The sequence below is a fragment of the Seonamhaeicola aphaedonensis genome (genome assembly GCF_003386195.1).
Taxonomy (GTDB): Bacteria; Bacteroidota; Bacteroidia; order Flavobacteriales; family Flavobacteriaceae; genus Seonamhaeicola; species Seonamhaeicola aphaedonensis.
Window position 1 is genome coordinate 314,706 of record NZ_QRDX01000004.1, and the last position, 20,932, is coordinate 335,637.

General features: G+C 32.4%; 19 protein-coding genes. 9 read left to right on the forward strand and 10 right to left on the reverse strand.

Annotation, left to right across the window (positions count from 1 at the left end; all coding sequences use genetic code 11):
* Positions 1-33: 33 nt before the first annotated feature.
* Complete coding sequence (locus tag DFQ02_RS09020) at positions 34-1,170, forward strand: glycosyltransferase (RefSeq protein WP_116524093.1); 1,137 nt, start codon at positions 34-36, stop codon at positions 1,168-1,170.
* Here the strand turns inward: DFQ02_RS09020 and DFQ02_RS09025 are convergent.
* The 8 genes from DFQ02_RS09025 to DFQ02_RS09060 form a co-directional block, all read right to left on the reverse strand.
* Positions 1,167-1,565, reverse strand: a complete 399-nt coding sequence (locus DFQ02_RS09025; protein WP_116524094.1) for a sugar 3,4-ketoisomerase — start codon at positions 1,563-1,565, stop codon at positions 1,167-1,169. The two genes, DFQ02_RS09020 and DFQ02_RS09025, sit on opposite strands and share 4 nt — an antisense overlap.
* Positions 1,566-1,568: 3 nt before the next feature.
* A complete protein-coding gene (locus tag DFQ02_RS09030; protein WP_245940240.1) occupies positions 1,569-2,303 on the reverse strand; it encodes an acyltransferase in 735 nt (244 codons plus the stop codon).
* A gap of 6 nt (positions 2,304-2,309) precedes the next feature.
* Positions 2,310-3,830 (reverse strand): oligosaccharide flippase family protein, encoded by a 1,521-nt coding sequence (locus DFQ02_RS09035; protein ID WP_116524095.1) that lies wholly within the window; start codon positions 3,828-3,830, stop codon positions 2,310-2,312.
* Positions 3,805-4,908, reverse strand: a complete 1,104-nt coding sequence (locus DFQ02_RS09040; RefSeq protein WP_116524096.1) for a DegT/DnrJ/EryC1/StrS family aminotransferase — start codon at positions 4,906-4,908, stop codon at positions 3,805-3,807. Before DFQ02_RS09040 ends, DFQ02_RS09035 begins: the two co-directional genes overlap by 26 nt.
* On the reverse strand, positions 4,905-5,882 hold the full coding sequence (locus tag DFQ02_RS09045) for a GNAT family N-acetyltransferase (protein WP_116524097.1): 978 nt from the start codon (positions 5,880-5,882) through the stop codon (positions 4,905-4,907). The genes DFQ02_RS09040 and DFQ02_RS09045 overlap by 4 nt, the downstream gene beginning before the upstream one ends.
* 93 nt (positions 5,883-5,975) lie before the next feature.
* The gene (locus DFQ02_RS09050; protein WP_317124696.1) at positions 5,976-6,374 is read right to left on the reverse strand and encodes a DUF4136 domain-containing protein; all 399 of its coding nucleotides are present in this window, start codon (positions 6,372-6,374) and stop codon (positions 5,976-5,978) included.
* 187 nt (positions 6,375-6,561) lie between these two features.
* Entirely contained in the window at positions 6,562-7,560 is a 999-nt protein-coding gene (gene obgE / locus DFQ02_RS09055) for a GTPase ObgE (RefSeq protein WP_116524098.1), read from the reverse strand.
* A 63-nt stretch (positions 7,561-7,623) separates the two neighbouring features.
* Complete coding sequence (locus DFQ02_RS09060; RefSeq protein ID WP_116524099.1) at positions 7,624-8,733, reverse strand: adenylate kinase; 1,110 nt, start codon at positions 8,731-8,733, stop codon at positions 7,624-7,626.
* Between the two features lie 136 nt (positions 8,734-8,869).
* On the opposite strand from DFQ02_RS09060, the gene DFQ02_RS09065 reads away from it, so the two are divergent.
* The 5 genes from DFQ02_RS09065 (at position 8,870) to DFQ02_RS09085 (ending at position 13,854) form a co-directional block, all read left to right on the forward strand.
* Entirely contained in the window at positions 8,870-10,024 is a 1,155-nt protein-coding gene (locus DFQ02_RS09065) for a 5-(carboxyamino)imidazole ribonucleotide synthase (RefSeq protein ID WP_116524100.1), read from the forward strand.
* A gap of 71 nt (positions 10,025-10,095) precedes the next feature.
* A complete protein-coding gene (gene purE / locus DFQ02_RS09070) occupies positions 10,096-10,578 on the forward strand; it encodes a 5-(carboxyamino)imidazole ribonucleotide mutase (protein WP_116524101.1) in 483 nt (160 codons plus the stop codon).
* A 152-nt stretch (positions 10,579-10,730) separates the two neighbouring features.
* Positions 10,731-12,770 carry a M3 family metallopeptidase gene (locus DFQ02_RS09075; RefSeq protein WP_116524102.1) on the forward strand — a complete coding sequence of 680 codons (2,040 nt, stop codon included), beginning with the start codon at positions 10,731-10,733 and terminating at the stop codon, positions 12,768-12,770.
* A gap of 266 nt (positions 12,771-13,036) precedes the next feature.
* Complete coding sequence (locus DFQ02_RS09080; RefSeq protein WP_116524103.1) at positions 13,037-13,588, forward strand: sigma-70 family RNA polymerase sigma factor; 552 nt, start codon at positions 13,037-13,039, stop codon at positions 13,586-13,588.
* On the forward strand, positions 13,588-13,854 hold the full coding sequence (locus DFQ02_RS09085) for a hypothetical protein (RefSeq protein WP_245940241.1): 267 nt from the start codon (positions 13,588-13,590) through the stop codon (positions 13,852-13,854). Before DFQ02_RS09080 ends, DFQ02_RS09085 begins: the two co-directional genes overlap by 1 nt.
* On the opposite strand, the gene DFQ02_RS09090 is transcribed toward DFQ02_RS09085, so the two are convergent.
* A complete protein-coding gene (locus DFQ02_RS09090) occupies positions 13,851-14,684 on the reverse strand; it encodes a UbiA prenyltransferase family protein (protein WP_116524105.1) in 834 nt (277 codons plus the stop codon). The genes DFQ02_RS09085 and DFQ02_RS09090 overlap by 4 nt on opposite strands.
* Positions 14,685-14,804: 120 nt before the next feature.
* Here DFQ02_RS09090 and gcvP point away from each other — a divergent pair, with 120 nt between their 5' ends.
* The 3 genes from gcvP to DFQ02_RS09105 all read left to right on the forward strand — a co-directional run bounded on the left by gcvP (position 14,805) and on the right by DFQ02_RS09105 (position 19,349).
* Positions 14,805-17,654, forward strand: coding sequence for an aminomethyl-transferring glycine dehydrogenase (gene gcvP / locus DFQ02_RS09095; RefSeq protein ID WP_116524106.1), 2,850 nt, complete (start codon positions 14,805-14,807; stop codon positions 17,652-17,654).
* A gap of 106 nt (positions 17,655-17,760) precedes the next feature.
* A complete protein-coding gene (locus DFQ02_RS09100) occupies positions 17,761-18,819 on the forward strand; it encodes a 3-oxoacyl-ACP synthase III family protein (protein WP_116524107.1) in 1,059 nt (352 codons plus the stop codon).
* An 8-nt stretch (positions 18,820-18,827) separates the two neighbouring features.
* Positions 18,828-19,349 carry a class I SAM-dependent methyltransferase gene (locus tag DFQ02_RS09105; protein ID WP_116524108.1) on the forward strand — a complete coding sequence of 174 codons (522 nt, stop codon included), beginning with the start codon at positions 18,828-18,830 and terminating at the stop codon, positions 19,347-19,349.
* A 76-nt stretch (positions 19,350-19,425) separates the two neighbouring features.
* Here DFQ02_RS09105 and DFQ02_RS09110 read toward each other — a convergent pair whose 3' ends face one another.
* Complete coding sequence (locus DFQ02_RS09110; protein WP_116524109.1) at positions 19,426-20,874, reverse strand: hypothetical protein; 1,449 nt, start codon at positions 20,872-20,874, stop codon at positions 19,426-19,428.
* Between the last annotated feature and the right edge of the window lie 58 nt (positions 20,875-20,932).

Genomic DNA, 20,932 nt, shown 5'->3' on the forward strand with positions numbered 1-20,932 from the left:
AAATCTACTAAATTACCCCCAACAAATTAACTTATGAAAATTCTTTTACTAGGTGAATATAGTAACTTTCATAACTCCTTAAAAAAAGGTATTGAAAGTTTAGGTCATAAAGTAGTTATTGCTGGTAGAAACGATGGCTTTAAATCATACCCTGTTGATATATCTTTTGATCCTGTTGTCACAGTAAAAAAACCATTAAGATACATTAGAGGGATTATATACAGAGTATGTAAATTTGATATATCTATTTACGAAATAGTATTCTTATTTTTAAAGAACAAAAAAAAACTCAAAAACTTTGATGTTGTTCAGTTCATAAATGAATATCCTATTAAGTCAACTCCTTTTTTTGATAGATTCCTCTTAAAAAGCATTTTTAAACACAACAATAAAGTTTTTATTTCTGCATGTGGAGATGATGTTATTTACTTGAATTATTTATTAAACACCTCATTACCTCATCATATATTAACTCCGTACATAAAAAACCCTAAATTAAAAAAGCACTTTAAATTTAGCCTAAACTATTTAAGTAAATCCCATAAAAAACTACATGATTATGTCGTTAAGCACAGTAATGGCTTTATACCTGCGGATATGGATTATGAAATGGCATATAAGGATTTATCTATTGCTAAACCACTCATTCCGTTTCCTATAAACACCGATGCTATCAAGTACAATCCTTTAAAAGTAAAAGATAAAATTCACATCTTCCACGGTATTAATAGAGTTAATTTTTATAAAAAGGGGAATGATTATTTTTGCGAAGCTTTAAAACACATACAAAACAAGTATAAAGACCGTGTAATTATCACAGAAGTTACAAGTATTCCTTATAAAGAATACATAAAACTTTATAACAAATGCCACATTCTTCTAGATCAGGTTTATGCCTATGACCAAGGCTACAATGCACTTGAAGCTATGGCACAAGGAAAGGTAGTATTTACAGGTATAAGCAAGCAGTTCACAGAATATTATAACATTAATAAAACAATAGGCATTCATACCATACCTAATGTTGATAAAATTGTAAACGATTTAATTTACTTAATAGAAAACCCTAAGAAAATTGAAGAAATAAGCAAAAATTCTAGAGCCTATATTTTAGAGTATCACGACTATAAAAAAGTTGCACAACAATATATTGACTGTTGGCTATCTTAAGATTTTAATTTTAAAAATTCATTATAATCCCTAATATAATCTTCTTCATCAAAAACACCAGAAGCAATTACCAAACAAACAGATCCCGAAGAAAAATTTTCCAATTCCCTCCATATTCCAGTAGAAATCATTAATCCTTTATCGGGTTTATTAAGTGTAATTTTTTGTTTCACATTACCATCATCAACAATTACATCAAAACTACCACTAACAGCAATTAAAAGTTCCTCCTGTTCCTTGTGCGCATGCCCCCCTCTAGAGGCAGAACTCGGCACATCGAATAAGTAATAAACCCTTTTTATTTCAAAAGGAATTGTATCTAACTCAACTACACCTAGATTACCTCTAACATCTTTTACTTTTGGTATATCTATTATCTTTAGAAAATCAATCATAATTTAAATCCTTATAATCAGATTTTTTTCTAAAGTGGCTTTTTCCCCTTCCCAATCTCTAGAAACATGTTCTTTAATTAATTTAGCAGGAACACCTCCTATCAAAATATAATTTCCCAACTTTGAATAGTCCTTACTTAACAAACTATTTGATGCAATAATGCAATAATCTGGAGTTACAGTTGATTTCATAATAGTACTTCTATTGGCTACCCAATTGTAATTTCCAATTACAATTGAGCCACTCTTACTATATCTTTCTTTAGTTAAAGTATTATAAGTGTCGTGAAAATTTGAGTCAGAAATTTGTGATTCATAAGCTACCCTTGCCCATTTACCTAAAATAATTTTATCGGTACATAATATCTTGACATTATACCCTAAACAAGTCATATGTCCGAACTCACAATAAGCTTCTTTGGCAATGTATAAAAAACAATCTTTACCAATATGTACATTTCCTTTTATTTTTAGTATCCCAGACAAGTTTATTTCAGATGTTTTTTTACTTCGTGTAAAAACCTCAAACTGTTGACCAAAACCAAACATACCTAATCTTACAGGAGCATCAATTATAACTTCTCCACTAAGGTTTGAAAACTTAACACTTCCATAAAAAAATACAGGAAGTTTCTTGGCAATATTAAAAGGAAACATTTTAAAATTAAAATACAAGGTCTTTATCCAATTTACTTTAACAAAAATTTTTAGTTTTCTTTTTATTCCAAGCCCAAGCATACCCTTTTATTTTTCTTTATTTTGCTTTAAAAATTTGTGCATTATCTCCTTCAGATCAATTTGTTTATTAAATTCTCTTAGAGTAAATATAACTGAAATCGACACAATTAAAACCATTACCAAAAAACGAATATATTTCTGCCCAACAAGAGTTCCTAAAAAACCTATAAAACACAAGAAAACACAAAGAACAAATACTTTGTAAAAGGCTCTATTTAAGGTTAGTCCATATAAATAATGAGTTAATATTTTTAAGACTGTAAAATGTATAAAATAATGCAATAACAAACCTATTCCTAAACCTTTGAGTCCCCCATAATGATATGATAACGCGCATATTAAAAACAAAATAGCATTAAAAAACAAACTTGTTTTTATAAAAATTCTTGAATCTCCCTTAGCTATAATTACATAACCAATTGAAAAAGAAACTGCTTTAAACAGAGTTCCTAAAACCCCAAAAGTTACTAAACCTAAAATAACTAGAAATTCCTTTGTGTATAATATTCGAATTATTAAAAAATCAAAAGTTAAAAATAATAATATTATAGGCGTAATTATTAAAACAGCAATGTTGGCTTGCTTGTTTACTACTTCATTTACTGCAACCTTATCTCTATTTATTGCCGAAAGTCTGGGAAAATAATCTGTTGACATAGCACTAAAAACCATTCCAACGTAAGAATTTATTATTACCAACCCTGCACTATAAAAGCCTACTGCTTCAACACCTCCTTGATTTCTGATATAAATTTGAATTAACCATAGAGTTAAAGCCCCTACAATGGATGTAAAACTCATAGTTAACCCTAATGAAAACATTGCTTTACTTTTTTGGTAAATCTCAGATAAACTATGCTTTATTGTTTTTGTTTTCTTAGTATTAGAATACCTTAAAAAAACTAAATATGTTATTACAAAACTTCCTATTATGGCAGGTACAATACCATCCATTCTAAAATAAAAATATATAGGAAGTGAAATTAACAACGCTAATGAGCTACCCATTAAATTTGCCTTTGCAAGCTTTTTTAACTGATGATTCCCTTGAAATATTGCTATTTTCCCTTTTGTAAGCTGATTAAATATAATAGCTATTGCCAACCATGTAAAATGGATGGTATATTTATCACTTCCAAAAGTCCAAACACTTAGAGGCTTAGAAAAACACACCACTAAAAACGCTCCCAAAACTCCGGTAATCCAAATAACCTTATTTAAAACCGATATAAAGTCCGAGATTTCACAACTTTCAGCATTTGAATTTAATTCAGATAATTCCTTAACAGCACTTGTATCTAAACCAACTTTTGTTACATCTACTATCAGTCTAATAGATGAATTAAACAAACCTAAAACCCCCAAACCATTAGCGCCTATTAAAACAGCTACTATCTTTGTTTTTATAACAGATAACAAAATATTATAAACTTGAACGCCACCAAATAATGTTGTAGCTTTTAATATTTGTTTATATGAGTTTTTATTTTCGTTCAAAAAACTATTTATAATTAGAAATAACTGCAACTATTTTCTCTACTTCTTGAGTTTCTAATAATTGATTTATTGGTAAACTCAATACCTCTTTATGAATTTTTTCTGTTATAGGATATTTTTGATTATTTAGTCCCTGATATGCTTTTTGTTTATGGGTTGGTATTGGATAATGCACAAAAGTTTCGATGCCATTTTTATATAAGTAGTCCTTAAGTTCTTCTCTTCTCCTAGATCTAACTACGAAAAGGTGAAATACGTGTTCGTTTAAGTCTTTGGAATAAGGTAATTTAACATTTTCAGAATTCATATCTTGAAAATACCGACTAGCTATTTCTCGTCTTCTATTATTATCTTCATCAAGGTAGTTTAATTTAATTCTTAAAAAGGCTGCCTGTATTTCATCTAATCTGCAATTATATCCTTTGTAATCATTTTTATATGAAGTTCCCCTTCCATAATTTCTTAATCTATATAGAACTTCTGCTAGCGCTGAATCATTTGTCGTAATAGCTCCTGCCTCTCCTAGAGCTCCTAAGTTTTTAGTTGGATAAAAGCTAAAAGCTGCCGTATTTGAAACATTTCCAGCTTTTCTTCCATCCCTATATACAGCCCCATGAGCCTGAGCTGCATCCTCAATCAACAATAAATTATATGCTTTAGAAATTTTATTCAAAGCAGCAACATCATAAAGCTTTCCATATAAATGAACTCCTAAAATAGCTTTTGTCTTTGGTGTTATAGCTTTTTCAACTTCAATAGGATTAATATTAAATGTCTCTAAATTAGGTTCAACCAAAACAGGTTTCAATCCTTTATGACTTATAGCCAATATGGATGCTATATATGTATTTGCTGGAACAATTATTTCGTCACCATCTTCCAATTTGCCTAATATTTTGTATGCTTCAAAAATAAGCTGAAGAGCATCTAAACCTGAACTAACACCTATACAATATTTTGTTCCACAATATTTAGCATATTCACTTTCAAAAGTACTCACTTCTTCTCCTAAGATATATTGACCCAAACTTAAAAAGTCTTGAAATTTCTCTTGAAATTGAGTTTCAAAGCGAGCGTTTATTTTTTGTAAATCTAAAAACTTAATCATATAAACACACCATTTAATAGCTTGTAATTTTCAGTCTTAATTCTATAAAAATCCTGAGTTATAATTCTAGCTCCAAAACCTTCCTTCCAATACTGTAATCCTCTGTTAACTTGTTTACCATCATTTTCATTTGAGGAACCAAAATCAAAATATTTTTTGTCTGAAAAAACGTTACTAATTAAATGATAGTGCAATAAATCTAAACTTCCCAGAATATTCTTTTCTATATTCCCTGAAATATACTGACAATGAGCTACATTTTTTGTTTCAAAAATTGTAGCTCCAGCAACTAAAGTGTTTTCGTAGTAAGTATTAAATTGCCTAATATTGTTAGGAAAGTATTCTTTTAACAATAAAATTTCCTCCAAACTATGAACTGGAGATACTTTATGTTTTAAGTTTAAATTTGGTATTAAAATCTCATTCCAAAATGCATCAAAACTGTTCTCTTCAATTATTCTAAGGTTATGTTTTTCACCCCTTTTAACACCCTCCATTCTATTTCTTGAAATCTTTATTACAGCTTCATTATTTATCACAGAAAGAGACTCCCTCTTTATTAGTTCTGCATCTAGCAAAAACATCATATATAGTAGTTCGTCGTTAGGGAATTGAGAATATATTGAGGGTAGCATTTTAATTTCAAAATAGATAATATTGAGACCATTTAAAAAAGATAGAATTTCTCTAAATAATTCAATAAGGATATTAAATTTGAGTTCTGGTTTAACAATTACACCTCCATAACTCAACCCTTGATGAGAGTGTAATGTATTATCAACCTTATTTGCTGGCAAAACCGTAACAAGTTTATTTTTTCTAAAAACTAATAATGAAAAATCTTCAAATCTATCCTTGTGATACTCTATAAAATTTCTATGAAATAAAAAAGTACCATTCTTAGATTTAGAAATAAATTCATTCCAGATTTGGAAGTATTCCTTTGAATATCTAATAATTTTATAGTCTCGCATAGAAATACTCTAAATGAATTGCACGATTTAGATGAAACATCTAGTTCATAAAAATAAAAATATTAAAGCAAATACTAGAGGTTTATAGTAAAACTAACTTTTTTTAGGAGGATATCCAGCCAAAACCTTTGCAACAATAGCCTTTAATTGTGCCTCTCGGTTTTCTGGAGTGGTATTAGGGTTAAAGCTAGATTCACTAACAGCTTGCCAGAATAAACCTTTGCCTTTTTCATCAACAAAATCAATACTAATTTGTCTATTTAAATTACCCTGACCAACAGGTATCCCCAAAGAAATTCCACCTCCCATATTACGTCCGGCCCCACCTAAACCAACACCCACAGTATTCCTAGGTGCTCCTTGATATTCAATACTTCTAATATCTATTAAAAAATCTGGTGTTTCAGAAATTTGGAAACCTAAGGAGTTCATTTTAGAATCTATGGCATCTAATAAGCGTTTCGCATCTAATTCACTCAAACCCGTTTTCATATCACCTTAATACTGATAAGTTTTATAATCTGTAAAATCAGTAGTTCTGTCAAAATCATAATTTACACGAATGGGCGCACAACCAACTAGGAGTAAAGCAAATAATATGAGTTTTAATGATTTCATTTGAAGCAAATTTTTCATTAAAGGTACTCAAAAAATACTGCAAATAGAAAAGCTTTAAATACTAAGGATTCAACATGTTCCACAAAGCATCTTTAAGTTGAACCATGCCTTGTTGCGCTACCGACGAAATAAACAAATAAGGAATAGGAAGTTCATTATCCAGTTCTTTTTTAAGTTCTGCTTTTAACTCATCATCCAACATGTCGCTTTTTGATATAGCAATCAGTCGTTCTTTATCAAGCATTTCTGGATTGTAACGTCTCAATTCATCCAAAAGAATATCGTATTGTTTTTTAATATCATCGGCATCTGCGGGAATTAAAAACAGTAACACAGAGTTTCGCTCTATATGGCGTAAAAAATAATGTCCTAAGCCTTTACCTTCAGCAGCACCCTCTATAATTCCAGGGATATCAGCCATAACAAAGGTTTGAAAATCTCTGTATTCAACAATACCTAAATTGGGTTTTAAAGTAGTAAATTCGTAATCGGCAATTTTAGGTTTTGCTGAGGTCATAACCGACAAAAGTGTGGATTTCCCAGCATTTGGAAACCCAACCAAGCCTACATCAGCCAATACCTTTAACTCTAAAGTAATATACTTTTCCTCAAGTGGCAAACCAGGTTGTGCATAACGAGGGGTTTGATTGGTAGCCGTTTTAAAATGCCAGTTCCCTAAACCACCCTTTCCGCCTTGAACGAGAATTTGCTCTTCCTTATCTTCTGTAATTTCTAGGAGTATATCGTTTGTTTCAGTATCTCTAACAACTGTTCCCAGAGGCACATCAACGTACACATCCTCTCCATCGGCACCCGTACTTCTACTACTGCCACCATGTTCGCCATGACCTGCTCGAAAATGCTTTTTAAATTTTAAATGAAAGAGCGTCCACATATTCGCATTACCACGAATAATCACATGGCCGCCTCGGCCACCATCACCTCCATCAGGACCACCTTTGGCAATATATTTTTCTCTATGCAAGTGCGCAGACCCCTTACCTCCGTTTCCAGACGACACATAGACCTTTACATAATCAACAAAATTCCCTTCAGTCATATTTTGAGTTTAAAGTTTTAAGTTTAAAGTTTAAAGTTTAAACTCAAGCTCTTAAAGTATAAGTTAGAGATTATCTATGACACCACTTAAACGCACGGTAATATCTTCAATGCTCCCCACACCATCAACACCAAAATACTTATTTTGGGCAGAATAGTAATCTTTTAAGATAGCTGTTTTATTGTAATATTCTTTAATTCTATTTCGAATAATAGACTCATCGGCATCGTCAGCTCTTCCGCTAGTTTTACCTCTTTCTAATAATCGTTTTACGAGTACTTCATCATCAACCTCTAAAGCAATCATGGCATTAATAGCGGAATCTTTTGTATCCATTAATTCATCCAATGCTTTTGCTTGGGCATCGGTACGTGGAAATCCATCAAAAATAAACCCATTGGCGTCAGCATTCTTTTCAACTTCAGCATTCAACATATCAATAGTTACTTGATCTGGCACCAATGCGCCTTTGTCCATATAAGACTTGGCCAACATACCCAAAGCGGTTTCATTTTTAATATTGTACCTAAAAACATCACCTGTAGAAATGTGTACGAGATTATACTTTTCTTTTAAAAATTCTGCTTGGGTTCCTTTACCTGCTCCCGGAGGACCAAATAGCACTAAGTTTGTCATATGTTGCGTTTCTTTTATTTGATATACTTCTGGTAAATCTCTTCCTAAATTATCATAATCCAATCCGTAACCAACTATAAATTTATCTGGAATTTCAATACCTACATAATGTAATTTAAAGTCTTTTTTATAAGCTTCAGGTTTGTAAAAAAGCGTTGCAATTTTAAGGGTCTTTACTTTTTCATTCTTAAAAATTCTGTACACTTCGGCCAAAGTTTTTCCCGTATCTATAATATCTTCGAGAATAATAACTGTTCTACCTGTAAGATCTTGAGTAAGGCCAATTAAACGCTGAATATCTTCTGAGGATTGTAAGCCTTCGTAAGAAGCTAGTTTAATAAAAGTAACTTCGCATGGTTTTGGATACTTTTTTACAAAGTCACTTGTTAGCATAAAAGACCCATTTAAAATACCTACAAATACTGGAATTTCATCGCCTAAATCAGCCGAAATTTCTTTGACCAATCTATCAATGGCCTTCTCAATTTGTGCTGCAGAAATAAGAGGTTTAAAAAATTTGTCGTGTAATTTTATCACCCTAAACTTGTTTTGAGCAGCAAAGATAATCAATAGATTAAGTAATACCGATTTTTTGAATTAGGATTTAGAACCTAATTTCATATTTAAGTGTATTTTTGCAACATCTTTAAACAGTTTTATTTAAAAGACATTGATGAACTTTTTTTCTTCTGATTTTAAATTGGGAATTCTTGGTGGCGGCCAACTTGGTAAAATGCTGCTTTACAATACTAGAAAATTTGATATAAACACCTCGGTGATGGATTCCAGTAATGAGGCACCTTGTAAAATTGCTTGTAATGAGTTTACACTTGGTGACTTAATGGATTACGAAGCGGTTTACAACTTTGGTAAAAAAGTAGATGTACTTACTATTGAAATTGAAAATGTAAATGTTGATGCTCTGGAAACCCTAGAGAAAGAAGGCATAAAAGTATATCCCGCCTCTAAAACTTTGAGAACTATTCAAAACAAGGCGAAACAAAAACTATTTTACGTTGATAATGATATTCCAACGGCTCCTTTCTCAAGGTTTGCTTATACCTCTGAAATAAAAGAATCTATAAATCATGGTGGTTTATCACTGCCCTTTGTTTGGAAAAGTGCCCAATTTGGATACGACGGGCAAGGTGTTAAAATTGTAAGAACCATTGCGGATTTAGATGGATTACCAAACGTAGAATGTATAGTGGAAAACTTGGTTCCTTTTAAGAATGAATTAGCGGTAATTGTTGCCCGAAATGCTTCTGGTGATATTAAAAGCTATCCAGTTGTTGAAATGGAATTTCACCCAGAAGCCAATCAAGTTGAATATGTTATTTGTCCTGCAAGAATTGATAATGCTGTGACAAATAAGGCAAAAGCAGTGGCCCTGAAAGTCTCTGAAGCTTTTAATCATGTTGGATTACTAGCTGTTGAAATGTTTCAAACTAAAGATGATCAAATTTTAGTTAACGAAGTAGCACCAAGGCCACATAATTCTGGCCACCAAACCATTGAAGCCAGTTATACGTCTCAATTTGAACAACACATAAGAGCTATTTTAAATTTACCGTTAGGAAGAACCGATAGTAAAGTAGGTGGCGTTATGGTAAATTTAGTTGGCGCTGAAGGTTTTACAGGAAATGTAGTTTATAAAAATATTGAAACCATTATGGAAATGGATGGTGTAACCCCACATATTTACGGGAAGAAGCAAACGAGACCATTCCGAAAAATGGGACATGTTACCATAGTAAATGAAGATTTAGATGAAGCCAGACGTGTGGCAGAAGCGGTAAAGAAAAGTATAAAAGTTATAAGTGAGTAAAGTGTAATAGTTGAATCGTTTATTTGTTAAGCTATATAAAACTAATAAATAAACAACTGAACAAATAAAGTATTATGAAAGTAGGTGTAATTATGGGAAGCAAGAGTGACCTCCCAGTTATGCAAGATGCCATAGACATCTTAAAAGGATTTGATATTGAAGTTGAAGTTGATATTGTTTCTGCACACAGGACTCCAGATAAACTTTTTGATTATGGCAAAAATGCGCATACACGGGGTTTATCGGTTATTATTGCTGGTGCTGGTGGTGCTGCACATTTACCTGGTATGATTGCCTCATTGTCACCACTTCCAGTTATTGGTGTTCCTGTAAAAAGCAGCAACTCTATTGATGGTTGGGATTCTGTGCTTTCTATTTTACAAATGCCAGGTGGTGTTCCTGTTGCCACTGTTGCCCTAAACGGTGCAAAAAATGCAGGTATTTTAGCGGCACAAATTATTGGCTCTGCAGATAAATGTGTGTTAGACAAAATAATTGCTTATAAAGAAGGCTTAAAAATTAAAGTAAACGAATCCGCAAAAGATTTACAATAAAAAATCCTGAGATAAACCTCAGGATTTCACTAGCTATATTAACATATAATTTTATTCGAGTTAGTCACTCTTATAACTTTCACAAACAAAAATATAAAAATTTTACTATGTATGCATAGTAAATTATAAATATTTACAATATCCTCATAAGAATGTCTTATAAAATATTACTCAATCCGTTTCAAACACCTTATAATACAGCACCTTTTTCGAAAATTAAAGAAGACTATTTTTTACCAGCCTTCAAGGAAGCTATCAATGATGCTAAAGCCGAAATTGATGCAATAGTAAGCAATACTGACGAACCATCATTTGAAAACACCATTGAAGCCCTTGATTTTTCTGGCGAAAAATTAGATAGAATTTCAAGTATATTTTTCAATTTAAACTCTGCAGAAACTAATGAAACTATTCAAAAAATAGCTCACGAAGTATCTCCGCTTCTTTCTGAATTTAGTAATGATATTACTTTAAACAAAGATTTGTTTGAACGTGTAAAAGCAGTTTATGATAAAAAAGATGATTTAAAATTAACCACTGAACAACAAACATTACTTGATAAAAAATATAAAAGCTTCTCAAGAAATGGTGCTAACCTACCAGAGGATAAAAAAGAACAGCTCAGAGAAATTGACAAAAAATTAAGTCAGCTGAAACTTAAATTTGGTGAAAATGTTTTAGCCGAAACCAATAAGTTTGAAATGCTCATTACAGAAAAAGAGAATTTATGTGGTTTACCTGAAGGCACTATTGAAGCAGCTAGACAACTGGCTGAATCAAAAGAAAAAGAAGGTTGGTTATTCACCTTAGATTACCCTAGTTATATTCCGTTTGTAACGTATGCTCACAATAGGGAGTTAAGACAAAAAATGTCTCTAGCCTTTGGAAGCAAAGGATTTAAAAATGATGATTTAGACAATCAACAAATTGTTTTAGAGATTGTGAAACTGCGTCATGATCGTGCTAAACTTTTAGGATATAGAACACATGCTCAATTCGTTTTAGAAGAACGCATGGCAAAAACCCCCAAGAAAGTTCTCAGTTTTTTGAATGAATTATTGGAAAAGGCCAAACCTGCTGCCGAAAGAGAATTTACAAATCTTCAAAACTTTGCAAAAGAATTAAACGGTATTGAGCAACTACAGAAATGGGATGGAGCGTATTATTCTGAAAAATTAAAACAAAAACTGTTCAATCTTGATGACGAGCTATTAAAACCATATTTTAAACTTGAAAATGTTATTAATGGAGCTTTTACCATTGCTAATAAACTTTTCGATTTAAATTTCCGAGAGATTCATAATATTGACAAATATCATGAGGATATTTTAACGTATGAAGTTACCAATACAAAAGGTGAATTTATAGCTGTTTTTTATGCTGACTTCTATCCAAGACCAGGAAAAAGAAACGGTGCTTGGATGACGTCCTTCAAACCTCAGTATATCAAAAATGGTGAAAATTCAAGACCTCATATTTCAATAGTCTGTAACTTTACAAAACCTACTAAAACCAAGCCTTCTTTACTAACTTTTAATGAAGTTACGACGCTATTCCATGAGTTTGGTCATGCCCTACACGGTATGTTAGCCAATACTACCTACCCAAGTTTATCTGGAACAAGTGTTTATTGGGATTTTGTAGAATTACCAAGTCAGGTCATGGAAAATTGGTGCTATGAGAAAGATGCTTTAGAGTTATTTGCAACACATTATGAAACTGGCGAAATTATACCAATGGATTTGGTTGAAAAAATCAAAGAATCGGCTACATTTCATGAAGGGATGCAAACACTCAGACAATTAAGTTTTGGTCTATTGGATATGAGTTGGCATGCAAGTGATTCACCAGAATCAATCAAGAGCGTAAAAGAATACGAATCTAAAGCTTTTGAAAATACAAATCTATACCCTGATGTTCAAACAAATTGTATGAGTACTGCTTTTGCTCATATTTTTCAGGGAGGTTATTCTTCAGGATACTACAGCTATAAATGGGCTGAAGTATTAGATGCTGATGCTTTTGAATATTTTAAAGAAGAAGGTATTTTTGATAAACAAATTGCCAACAAATTTAAAAACCACATATTAAGTCAAGGTGGTACTGAGAACCCTATGACTTTATACAAACGTTTTAGGGGTCAAGAACCAAAACCTGAAGCTTTATTAAAACGTGCGGGGTTGCTGAAATAATGTAACACCTAATTTCGTTTAGGTGTCACTTTTTTTTATCAATTATAGAAAGATTATAAAACAATAATATTAAACTTCAATTCAAAATTACTCAAACTATTACTACCCCATTTTAAATATCTTAACCATATATACAAATGCCTGGTTAATGGTTCTGAAATACAGGCTCAAAAAGCAATTCTTCAATAATTTTTAGTATTATTTAAACAATTGAAAATATTCGATTTTTTATCTTATTTTTGGTTTTATAAAACAATTGCTAGACAATGCCCAAACACGAGATTAATCCAAACAAATGGATCGATTCATATTCTGATTATCTCTACAACTATACCATTGCTCGTATTAATGATAGAGAAGTTGCTCAGGATTTAGTTCAAGATACTTTTTTAGCGGGTCTAAAGTCAATGAAAAATTTTAAAGGTGAAGCCAGTGAACGTACTTGGCTTATATCTATTTTAAAAAGAAAAATTATTGACCATTATCGGAAAATTAATTCTAACAAAGGTAAAGCTGAGGTTAGAATTAATTATAAGGATGAAGAAAGCGAAGGCGATTGGCTAGAAGAACGTGTTGCAGACCCCTTTGATAAAACTGCAGAAGACACCATGCAAAACAGTGAATTGGGAAATGCTATATACAATTGTTTAAGCAAACTTCCTTTAAAGCAAGCCGACGTTTTTAAAATGAAAACCATACAAGGTATTGAAACCGAAGTTATTTGTAATGAACTAAATATTACAGCGTCTAATCTTTGGGTAATTATCCATAGAGCGCGCACCGCCATGGCAGATTGCCTAAAAGAAAATTGGTTTTAATGATGAAAAAGCAAAGTTTTTTATTTGTTAGCTGTGATGAAGCACAACATATTTGTGACAAAGCGCAATATGATGAAGCTAGCTCATGGGAAAAATTTAAGTTAAATATAAGACTCTCCTACTGCAAAATTACCAGAGCTTACTACAAAAGTAATGCTATGCTAACAAAGAGGATAAAAGAATCTAAAGTGGAATGTTTAGACAGCACCAGTAAAAAAAATATGAAAAAAGAGCTTGATAAAGCTATTAAAGAACAAGCAAATTAAATAAACAAGTGCATCAATAGCAGCCATAATAGTGGTAATCCTTCTACCCAAAAAGAGCTGTAATATTTTCCCTGATTCGTTTCAGAAAATTTAATTGCTACCCAAGTTAAAAATGCCATAACCGTAATTATTAATAGCTGAGAAAATTTAAATTCAGTTTTTAAAAGCTCTAAAGCTATTAAGAGAAATAATAAGAGTGCACCAATAATCTTAGTAAGAGGCACTCCTATTTTCTGTGGAATAGTTGATAGTTTTAAATTATCAAACCTTAAATCTCTAATTTCAAAAGGCAGCATTAATACAACAACATAAATGTAGCGTTGAAAACCTGTTATAAAAACATCTGCAGATAATTGATAAGCGTCATTAATTAGAGGTATAAAAACAGTAACCCCAGTCCACACAAAAGCAATAAGGTAGATTTTAAGTCCACCTATACTTCGTAAATTTTGTTGCTTATCTACAAAAAAACGTTTTGGTAAAAACGGAATGGCATAAAAAAAGGTTACTGCTCCAAAACCTAAGGTATATAATAAAGTGTTTACAGGTAATTTAACAGCATAATAAACCATCAATAAAAAGCAAAAAAAAGAAAAAACCTGAATGGCTTTTAACCAATTTGCTAAACGTCTGTGATGAAATTTTGCTAATCCGAAGTACTTCACAAAATTATACCCTGTTACAGAGGCAAAAAAAATAAAACACATAAGTATTTTATCTATGGGAACTTGAAATTCCAAAAAGGTAGTCCAAGTTAATGCACAAACAGCCAAAGCCACATGAATGCTGCTATTAATATAAAAATTAAGTAGTTGTTTGATTGCCCCCATCAAACAAAAATAAATAAACTGTTAATAACGTTCTCAAATGGTTAAAAACTTTCCTTTTTTAGAAATAAGCAACATTAAATAATGCGTATTTTTGCAAATTGTATAACAATTTGCAACTAAATGAACACAAACGCTTTTGCTTTACGTCATATTGGCCCTAATGAAAATGATCAAAAACAAATGTTGGAGACTTTAGGTCTTGAGTCATTAGATCAATTAATAAATGAAACCATACCCGCAGATATCCGTTTAAAAAACGGATTGAATTTAGAAGAGCCAATGACAGAACATGAATATTTACTTCATATTCATGATTTATCAAAAAGAAATAAAGCTTATAAGACATACATTGGTTTAGGGTATCACCCAACAGTTATGCCCGCAGTTATTCAAAGGAACATACTAGAAAGTCCTGGTTGGTATACAGCTTATACTCCGTATCAAGCAGAAATTGCACAAGGGCGCTTAGAAGCGCTTTTGAATTACCAAACCATGATTACAGAGTTGACTGGAATGGAAATTGCAAACGCTTCCCTTCTAGATGAAAGTACAGCTGCAGCAGAGGCTATGAGTTTACTATTTGCTGTACGTGAACGTGATCAAAAGAAAGCAGGTGTCAACAAATTTTTTGTTTCCGATAATATTTTACCACAAACATTATCTCTTCTAGAGACCAGAGCAACCCCGATAGGTATTGAATTGGTAGTTGGCAACGAAAAAAGTTTTGATTTCTCATCAGAATTCTTTGGGGCTATTTTGCAATACCCTGGAAGAGATGGTCAAATAACTAACATAAAATCTTTTATTGAAAATGCCAAAGAAGCACTAATTAAAGTTGCTGTAGCTGCTGATATTTTAAGTTTAGTAAAACTTGAAGCTCCAGGTAATTTTGGTGCTGATGTAGTTGTTGGCACTACGCAGCGTTTTGGAATTCCTATGGGATATGGAGGTCCGCACGCGGCTTATTTTGCTACAAAAGAGGCTTATAAAAGGGAAATTCCAGGGCGAATTATTGGGGTTACAAAAGATGCCAATGGTAATAGGGCGCTTCGAATGGCCCTACAAACCAGAGAGCAACATATTAAAAGAGACCGTGCAACCTCCAACATCTGTACTGCTCAGGTCTTACTGGCAGTTATGGCAGGCATGTATGCCGTTTATCACGGTCCAAAGGGATTAAAATTCATTGCTAACAAAGTTCATAATAAAGCTTCAAAATTAGCCGAAGTTTTAGAAAGTTTTGGTTATAAACAAGTAAACATATCGTTTTTTGATACACTTCAAATAAAAACCAAAGCCAGAAAAATAAAAAAAGTAGCAACTAAAAAGAAAGTTAATCTTTGCTACCCAGATAAAGACACGGTTACAGTTTCAATTAATGAAACCACATCCATCAGAGATCTCAATTATTTAATTTCAGTTTTTGCAGAAGCAGCCAACAAAGAAACTATAATTCTTTCTGAAGTATCTCCAGCAGATAATATTGAAGAATCCGTTAAAAGAACTTCACCTTTTTTAGAACTTGATGTGTTTAATCAACATCACTCTGAAACACAATTGATGCGCTATATTAAATCTTTAGAACGTAAAGATTTATCGCTTAACCATTCCATGATTTCTTTAGGGTCTTGTACCATGAAATTAAATGCAGCCTCTGAAATGCTGCCACTAAGTTGGTTTAAATGGGGGAACATCCATCCGTTTGCGCCTAAAAAACAAGCTAGAGGCTACAGAAAAGTTTTAAAAACTTTAGAAAATCAATTAACCGAAATCACAGGTTTTGCAGCCACATCACTTCAACCAAACTCTGGTGCTCAGGGAGAGTTTGCTGGTTTAATGGTAATTAAGGCGTATCATGAATCTCGTGGTGAAGCCCATAGGAATATTTGTTTAATTCCTTCGTCTGCTCATGGTACTAATCCTGCAAGTGCTATTATGGCAGGCATGAAAGTAGTTGTGACAAAATCTACTGACGAGGGTAATATTGACGTGAATGATTTACGTGAAAAAGCTATTCAACACAAGGATGATTTAGCAGCATTAATGGTTACTTATCCATCGACCCACGGAGTTTTTGAATCGAACATAAAAGAAATCACCAAAATTATTCATGATAATGGCGGACAGGTATATATGGATGGAGCCAACATGAATGCGCAGGTTGGTTTAACCAATCCTGGAAATATTGGTGCCGATGTATGTCATTTAAACCTTCATAAAACATTTGCTATTCCACACGGTGGTGGTGGACCAGGAGTTGGACCCATTTGTGTTGCTAAACAATTAGCGCCTTTCCTTCCGGGCAACCCCCTTTTTAAAACTGGAGGTGATAAAGCAATCACAGCTATTTCTGCAGCACCATTTGGTTCTGCTTTGGCATGTTTAATTTCATACGGCTATATAAAAATGTTAGGTACTGAAGGACTCACAGAATCTACCAAAGTAGCTATCCTTAACGCTAATTATATTAAACATAGGCTTGATGGGCACTACAATACACTATACTCTGGAGAACGAGGTAGAGCCGCTCACGAAATGATTGTAGACTGCCGTCCGTTTAAGGCTAATGGGATTGAAGTGACTGATATTGCTAAACGTTTAATGGATTATGGGTTTCATGCGCCAACGGTTTCATTCCCAGTAGCCGGTACTTTAATGATTGAACCAACCGAAAGTGAAAGTAAAGAGGAAATAGATAGGTTCTGTGATGCTATGATTTCCATAAAGAATGAAATAGAACAACTTTCAAACCAGGACAACAACAATGTTTTGAAAAATGCGCCTCATACCCTAGAAATGATTACTTCTGATGAATGGGACTACCCGTATTCTAGAGAATTTGCAGCATTTCCTTTGGAATACCTTAGAAGCAATAAATTTTGGCCTAGTGTAAGACGTGTTGATGACGCTTATGGAGACAGGAACTTAATATGCTCCTGCGCTCCAATTGAAGAATATGTTGAAGCATAATTTAGGTTGTTGAACATCGTAATGAATAACACTTTAAAACTGAGTTTTTTATTAATGCCAGTATCTTAGCTTTCAAATTTAAAAATTAATAGCAAAACACCGTTCTATGAATATCAAGATTACAGGCTCTGGAAGCTTTATACCTGACACCATTGAGACAAATGAAAGTTTTCATAATCATGAATTTTTAAATACTGATGGTTCTAGTATAAATACTCCTAACGAAGTCATCGTAGAAAAGTTTGAGGCTATCACAGGTATTGCTGAACGTCGTTACGCTAAGCCTCATCACAATTCTTCTGATCTTGGTTTTTTTGCTGCTGAAAAAGCCATTGAAGATGCTAAAATAGACCCCGAAACTATTGATTATATAATAGTTGCACACAATTTTGGAGATGTAAAAAACAACACTATCCAAAGTGATATGTTGCCTTCTTTAGCATCTCGTATCAAGCATAGTCTCCGAATTAAGAATCCTAAATGTGTGGCTTATGATATTCTATTTGGATGCCCAGGTTGGGTTGAAGGTGTAATTCAAGCTAAAGCTTTTATCAAGTCTGGTATGGCTAAACGTTGTTTGGTTATAGGCACAGAAACCTTATCCAGAGTTGTAGACAAATACGATAGAGATTCTATGATTTTTTCTGATGGCGCTGGTGCTACTATTGTGGAAGCAACCGATGAAGACGGTGGTATTTTAGCTCATGAAACAGCGAGCTTCACATACGACGAAGCATATTATCTCTACTTTGGAAATTCCAATAATCAAGATCTATGTAAAGATACGCGATACATTAAAATGGATGGCAGAAAAATATATGAATTTGCCTTATTGAATGTTCCAAAAGCAATGAAAACCTGTTTAGATAATAGTGGTTATGGTATTAAAGATGTCAAAAAGATTTTTATCCATCAAGCCAATGAAAAAATGGACGAGGCCATTTTAAAGCGTTTTTATAGACTTTATAAAACCCTTATTCCTGAGCACATCATGCCTATGAGTATTCAAACTTTGGGAAACAGTTCTGTAGCTACGGTTCCAACACTTTTTGATTTGGTAAAAAATAATAAAATGGAAAACCATAGCTTAACCAAAGGTGATGTTGTTATATTTGCTAGTGTGGGTGCTGGTATGCACATCAATGCTATTGTTTACAAATATTAATATCATTAATGTACGAGCAATCATATCCTAACAAACGCTTTAAGCACACTATTTCATTTTTAAAAAAACATATTTCAAAATCTGAAAGCATTTTAGATTTAGGGGTAGAAAATCCGTTTTCTAAAATCATGATAGAACACGGCTATGCTGTTGAAAACACTAAGGGCGAAGATTTAGACGAAAATCAATCTACTATAATAAACTCAAAAGCTGACGTTGTAACTGCCTTTGAAATTTTTGAACACTTACTCAATCCATATACTGTTCTGAAAGAAATAAAGACTAACAAATTGGTAGCCAGTGTGCCTCTTAAATTATGGTTTTCTTCAGCCTATAGAAGTAAAACTGATACATGGGACAGACATTATCATGAATTTGAAGATTGGCAATTTGATTGGTTGTTAGAAAAAACTGGGTGGCAGATTATAGATTCTAAAAAATGGTCCAACCCAACCAAAAAAATTGGTATTAGGCCAATTTTAAGATGGTTTACTCCAAGATACTATATTGTTTATGCTGAAAGAGTATAAAACATATTAGTTAACAAATGTTTTTTCATATTATTAACTTCAAAACATTATTGAGTTTTATAAATAATTTAGAAGTCTATTGCAAAGGTATTTTAATGCCTGTAATGTAATAATCGGGGTTATCGGTTCCAAAAGCCATGTATAGATAAAGTGTATTATTACGAATAATAGGTGATACAAAACCTCCTAAATGATCCCATGCCCAATTATAATTTGGATATTTTTTATGCAATTGAACAGGGTTTATTATTAGAGGACTTCTAGGATCATGTTTCCATAAACTTTCATGCCATCTCATAAGCCCATATTCTCTATTGTTAGAAGTTAAATAATTAGAGCTTACCTCCTCGCCTCCAAGAATTATATATAATTCTGAATTAAACTTAATATAACATGCATCATCAGCTTTTCCCTCCAAATAACCAGCGCTTTCAGATCCTCTGTGTACCAATTTAGAAGATACTATAGTTTTGTTTGATTCTAAAGCACTAAATAAATCCGAAAAAACCAATTCATAAATCTCTCTATCAATGAAGCTAGAGTTTCTTCTATGAAGCAGTAACCTGTATTGATTATTAAACTTTGTAAGCGCTAAAGGGAAACTGTTTTGATTTTCTCCATACCACCCTGGAATCATAATTTCCTTAGGTTGTTGCAAAATATTTAAACCCTCATCTATAATCATATAAGCAGATGTATAACTACCATTTGGTTGCTCAACTCCTAGTAAAACTAACAACCTTCCATCGTCCAATTTAAACGGATTATCAACTGAAAATACATTACCACTAGGTTTTGCAAACGATATCGTTTCAGTTCCTAATAACTTTTCATTTTTAAAATCCCAGTCTTCCAAATTAGAACTCATGGCGTAATAAATACTTCTTTTTTGATGACTACCAAAAACAACGGGAGTAAGTAGAACGTATGTTCCATTAGCTTTTTCTATTAAACCACCTGATTGAATATAATTAAAATTACCCTCATCTACTTGGGTTGGATAGGGACTAAATAACGGACTATCATTTATTATTTTGTAATTCACAAAAGGATTAAAAAACTCTAATCTTGCCCCAACTTTAGAATTAAAGGATCCAGAATACCTTTGCCCTAGATTAACCCAACCATTATTAACATCTACACTTTTAACCTCAACAACTGCAGTAGCTTCTCTGCCCTGAGTAACAAACCAAGATTGATCATTAGAGGCCTTTACAAGTAAATTTTCTATATGCTCGTAATTTGTTTTTATTCTATTATTACCTATGTCATATTCAGTTATCTCAATTGGTTCTTGCCTTTCAATATTATTGTATAAATCAGAAATTAAAGCATTATGGAAAAAACTATTTAAACTTCCTTCAGAAATATTATCGTATACTAAATTAGAAGCATGATTTTCCTCCTTTTCTTCATCAATGATAACACTACCTTCTTCGTCGATAATAATTATATCTTCCGAACTACATGAAATAACAAAAAAACTGATTAGTACTAGGGAAAGTCTCTTTATAATTGAGGTCACTTTAGATTTATTTGCAACGAAAGTAATACTTTTGACTAATTCTTTTACTTTAAAAAAA

What these genes read in the sequence shown, in the direction of transcription:
- DFQ02_RS09020 (WP_116524093.1), top strand. Translation starts at nt 34, where the DNA reads ATGAAAATTCTTTTACTAGGTGAATATAGTAACTTTCATAACTCCTTA.
- DFQ02_RS09025 (WP_116524094.1), bottom strand. Translation starts at nt 1,565, where the DNA reads ATGATTGATTTTCTAAAGATAATAGATATACCAAAAGTAAAAGATGTT.
- DFQ02_RS09030 (WP_245940240.1), bottom strand. Translation starts at nt 2,303, where the DNA reads ATGCTTGGGCTTGGAATAAAAAGAAAACTAAAAATTTTTGTTAAAGTA.
- DFQ02_RS09040 (WP_116524096.1), bottom strand. Translation starts at nt 4,908, where the DNA reads ATGATTAAGTTTTTAGATTTACAAAAAATAAACGCTCGCTTTGAAACT.
- DFQ02_RS09045 (WP_116524097.1), bottom strand. Translation starts at nt 5,882, where the DNA reads ATGCGAGACTATAAAATTATTAGATATTCAAAGGAATACTTCCAAATC.
- DFQ02_RS09050 (WP_317124696.1), bottom strand. Translation starts at nt 6,374, where the DNA reads ATGAAAACGGGTTTGAGTGAATTAGATGCGAAACGCTTATTAGATGCC.
- obgE (WP_116524098.1), bottom strand. Translation starts at nt 7,560, where the DNA reads ATGACTGAAGGGAATTTTGTTGATTATGTAAAGGTCTATGTGTCGTCT.
- DFQ02_RS09065 (WP_116524100.1), top strand. Translation starts at nt 8,870, where the DNA reads ATGAACTTTTTTTCTTCTGATTTTAAATTGGGAATTCTTGGTGGCGGC.
- DFQ02_RS09075 (WP_116524102.1), top strand. Translation starts at nt 10,731, where the DNA reads ATGTCTTATAAAATATTACTCAATCCGTTTCAAACACCTTATAATACA.
- DFQ02_RS09080 (WP_116524103.1), top strand. Translation starts at nt 13,037, where the DNA reads ATGCCCAAACACGAGATTAATCCAAACAAATGGATCGATTCATATTCT.
- DFQ02_RS09085 (WP_245940241.1), top strand. Translation starts at nt 13,588, where the DNA reads ATGATGAAAAAGCAAAGTTTTTTATTTGTTAGCTGTGATGAAGCACAA.
- DFQ02_RS09090 (WP_116524105.1), bottom strand. Translation starts at nt 14,684, where the DNA reads ATGGGGGCAATCAAACAACTACTTAATTTTTATATTAATAGCAGCATT.
- gcvP (WP_116524106.1), top strand. Translation starts at nt 14,805, where the DNA reads ATGAACACAAACGCTTTTGCTTTACGTCATATTGGCCCTAATGAAAAT.
- DFQ02_RS09100 (WP_116524107.1), top strand. Translation starts at nt 17,761, where the DNA reads ATGAATATCAAGATTACAGGCTCTGGAAGCTTTATACCTGACACCATT.
- DFQ02_RS09105 (WP_116524108.1), top strand. Translation starts at nt 18,828, where the DNA reads ATGTACGAGCAATCATATCCTAACAAACGCTTTAAGCACACTATTTCA.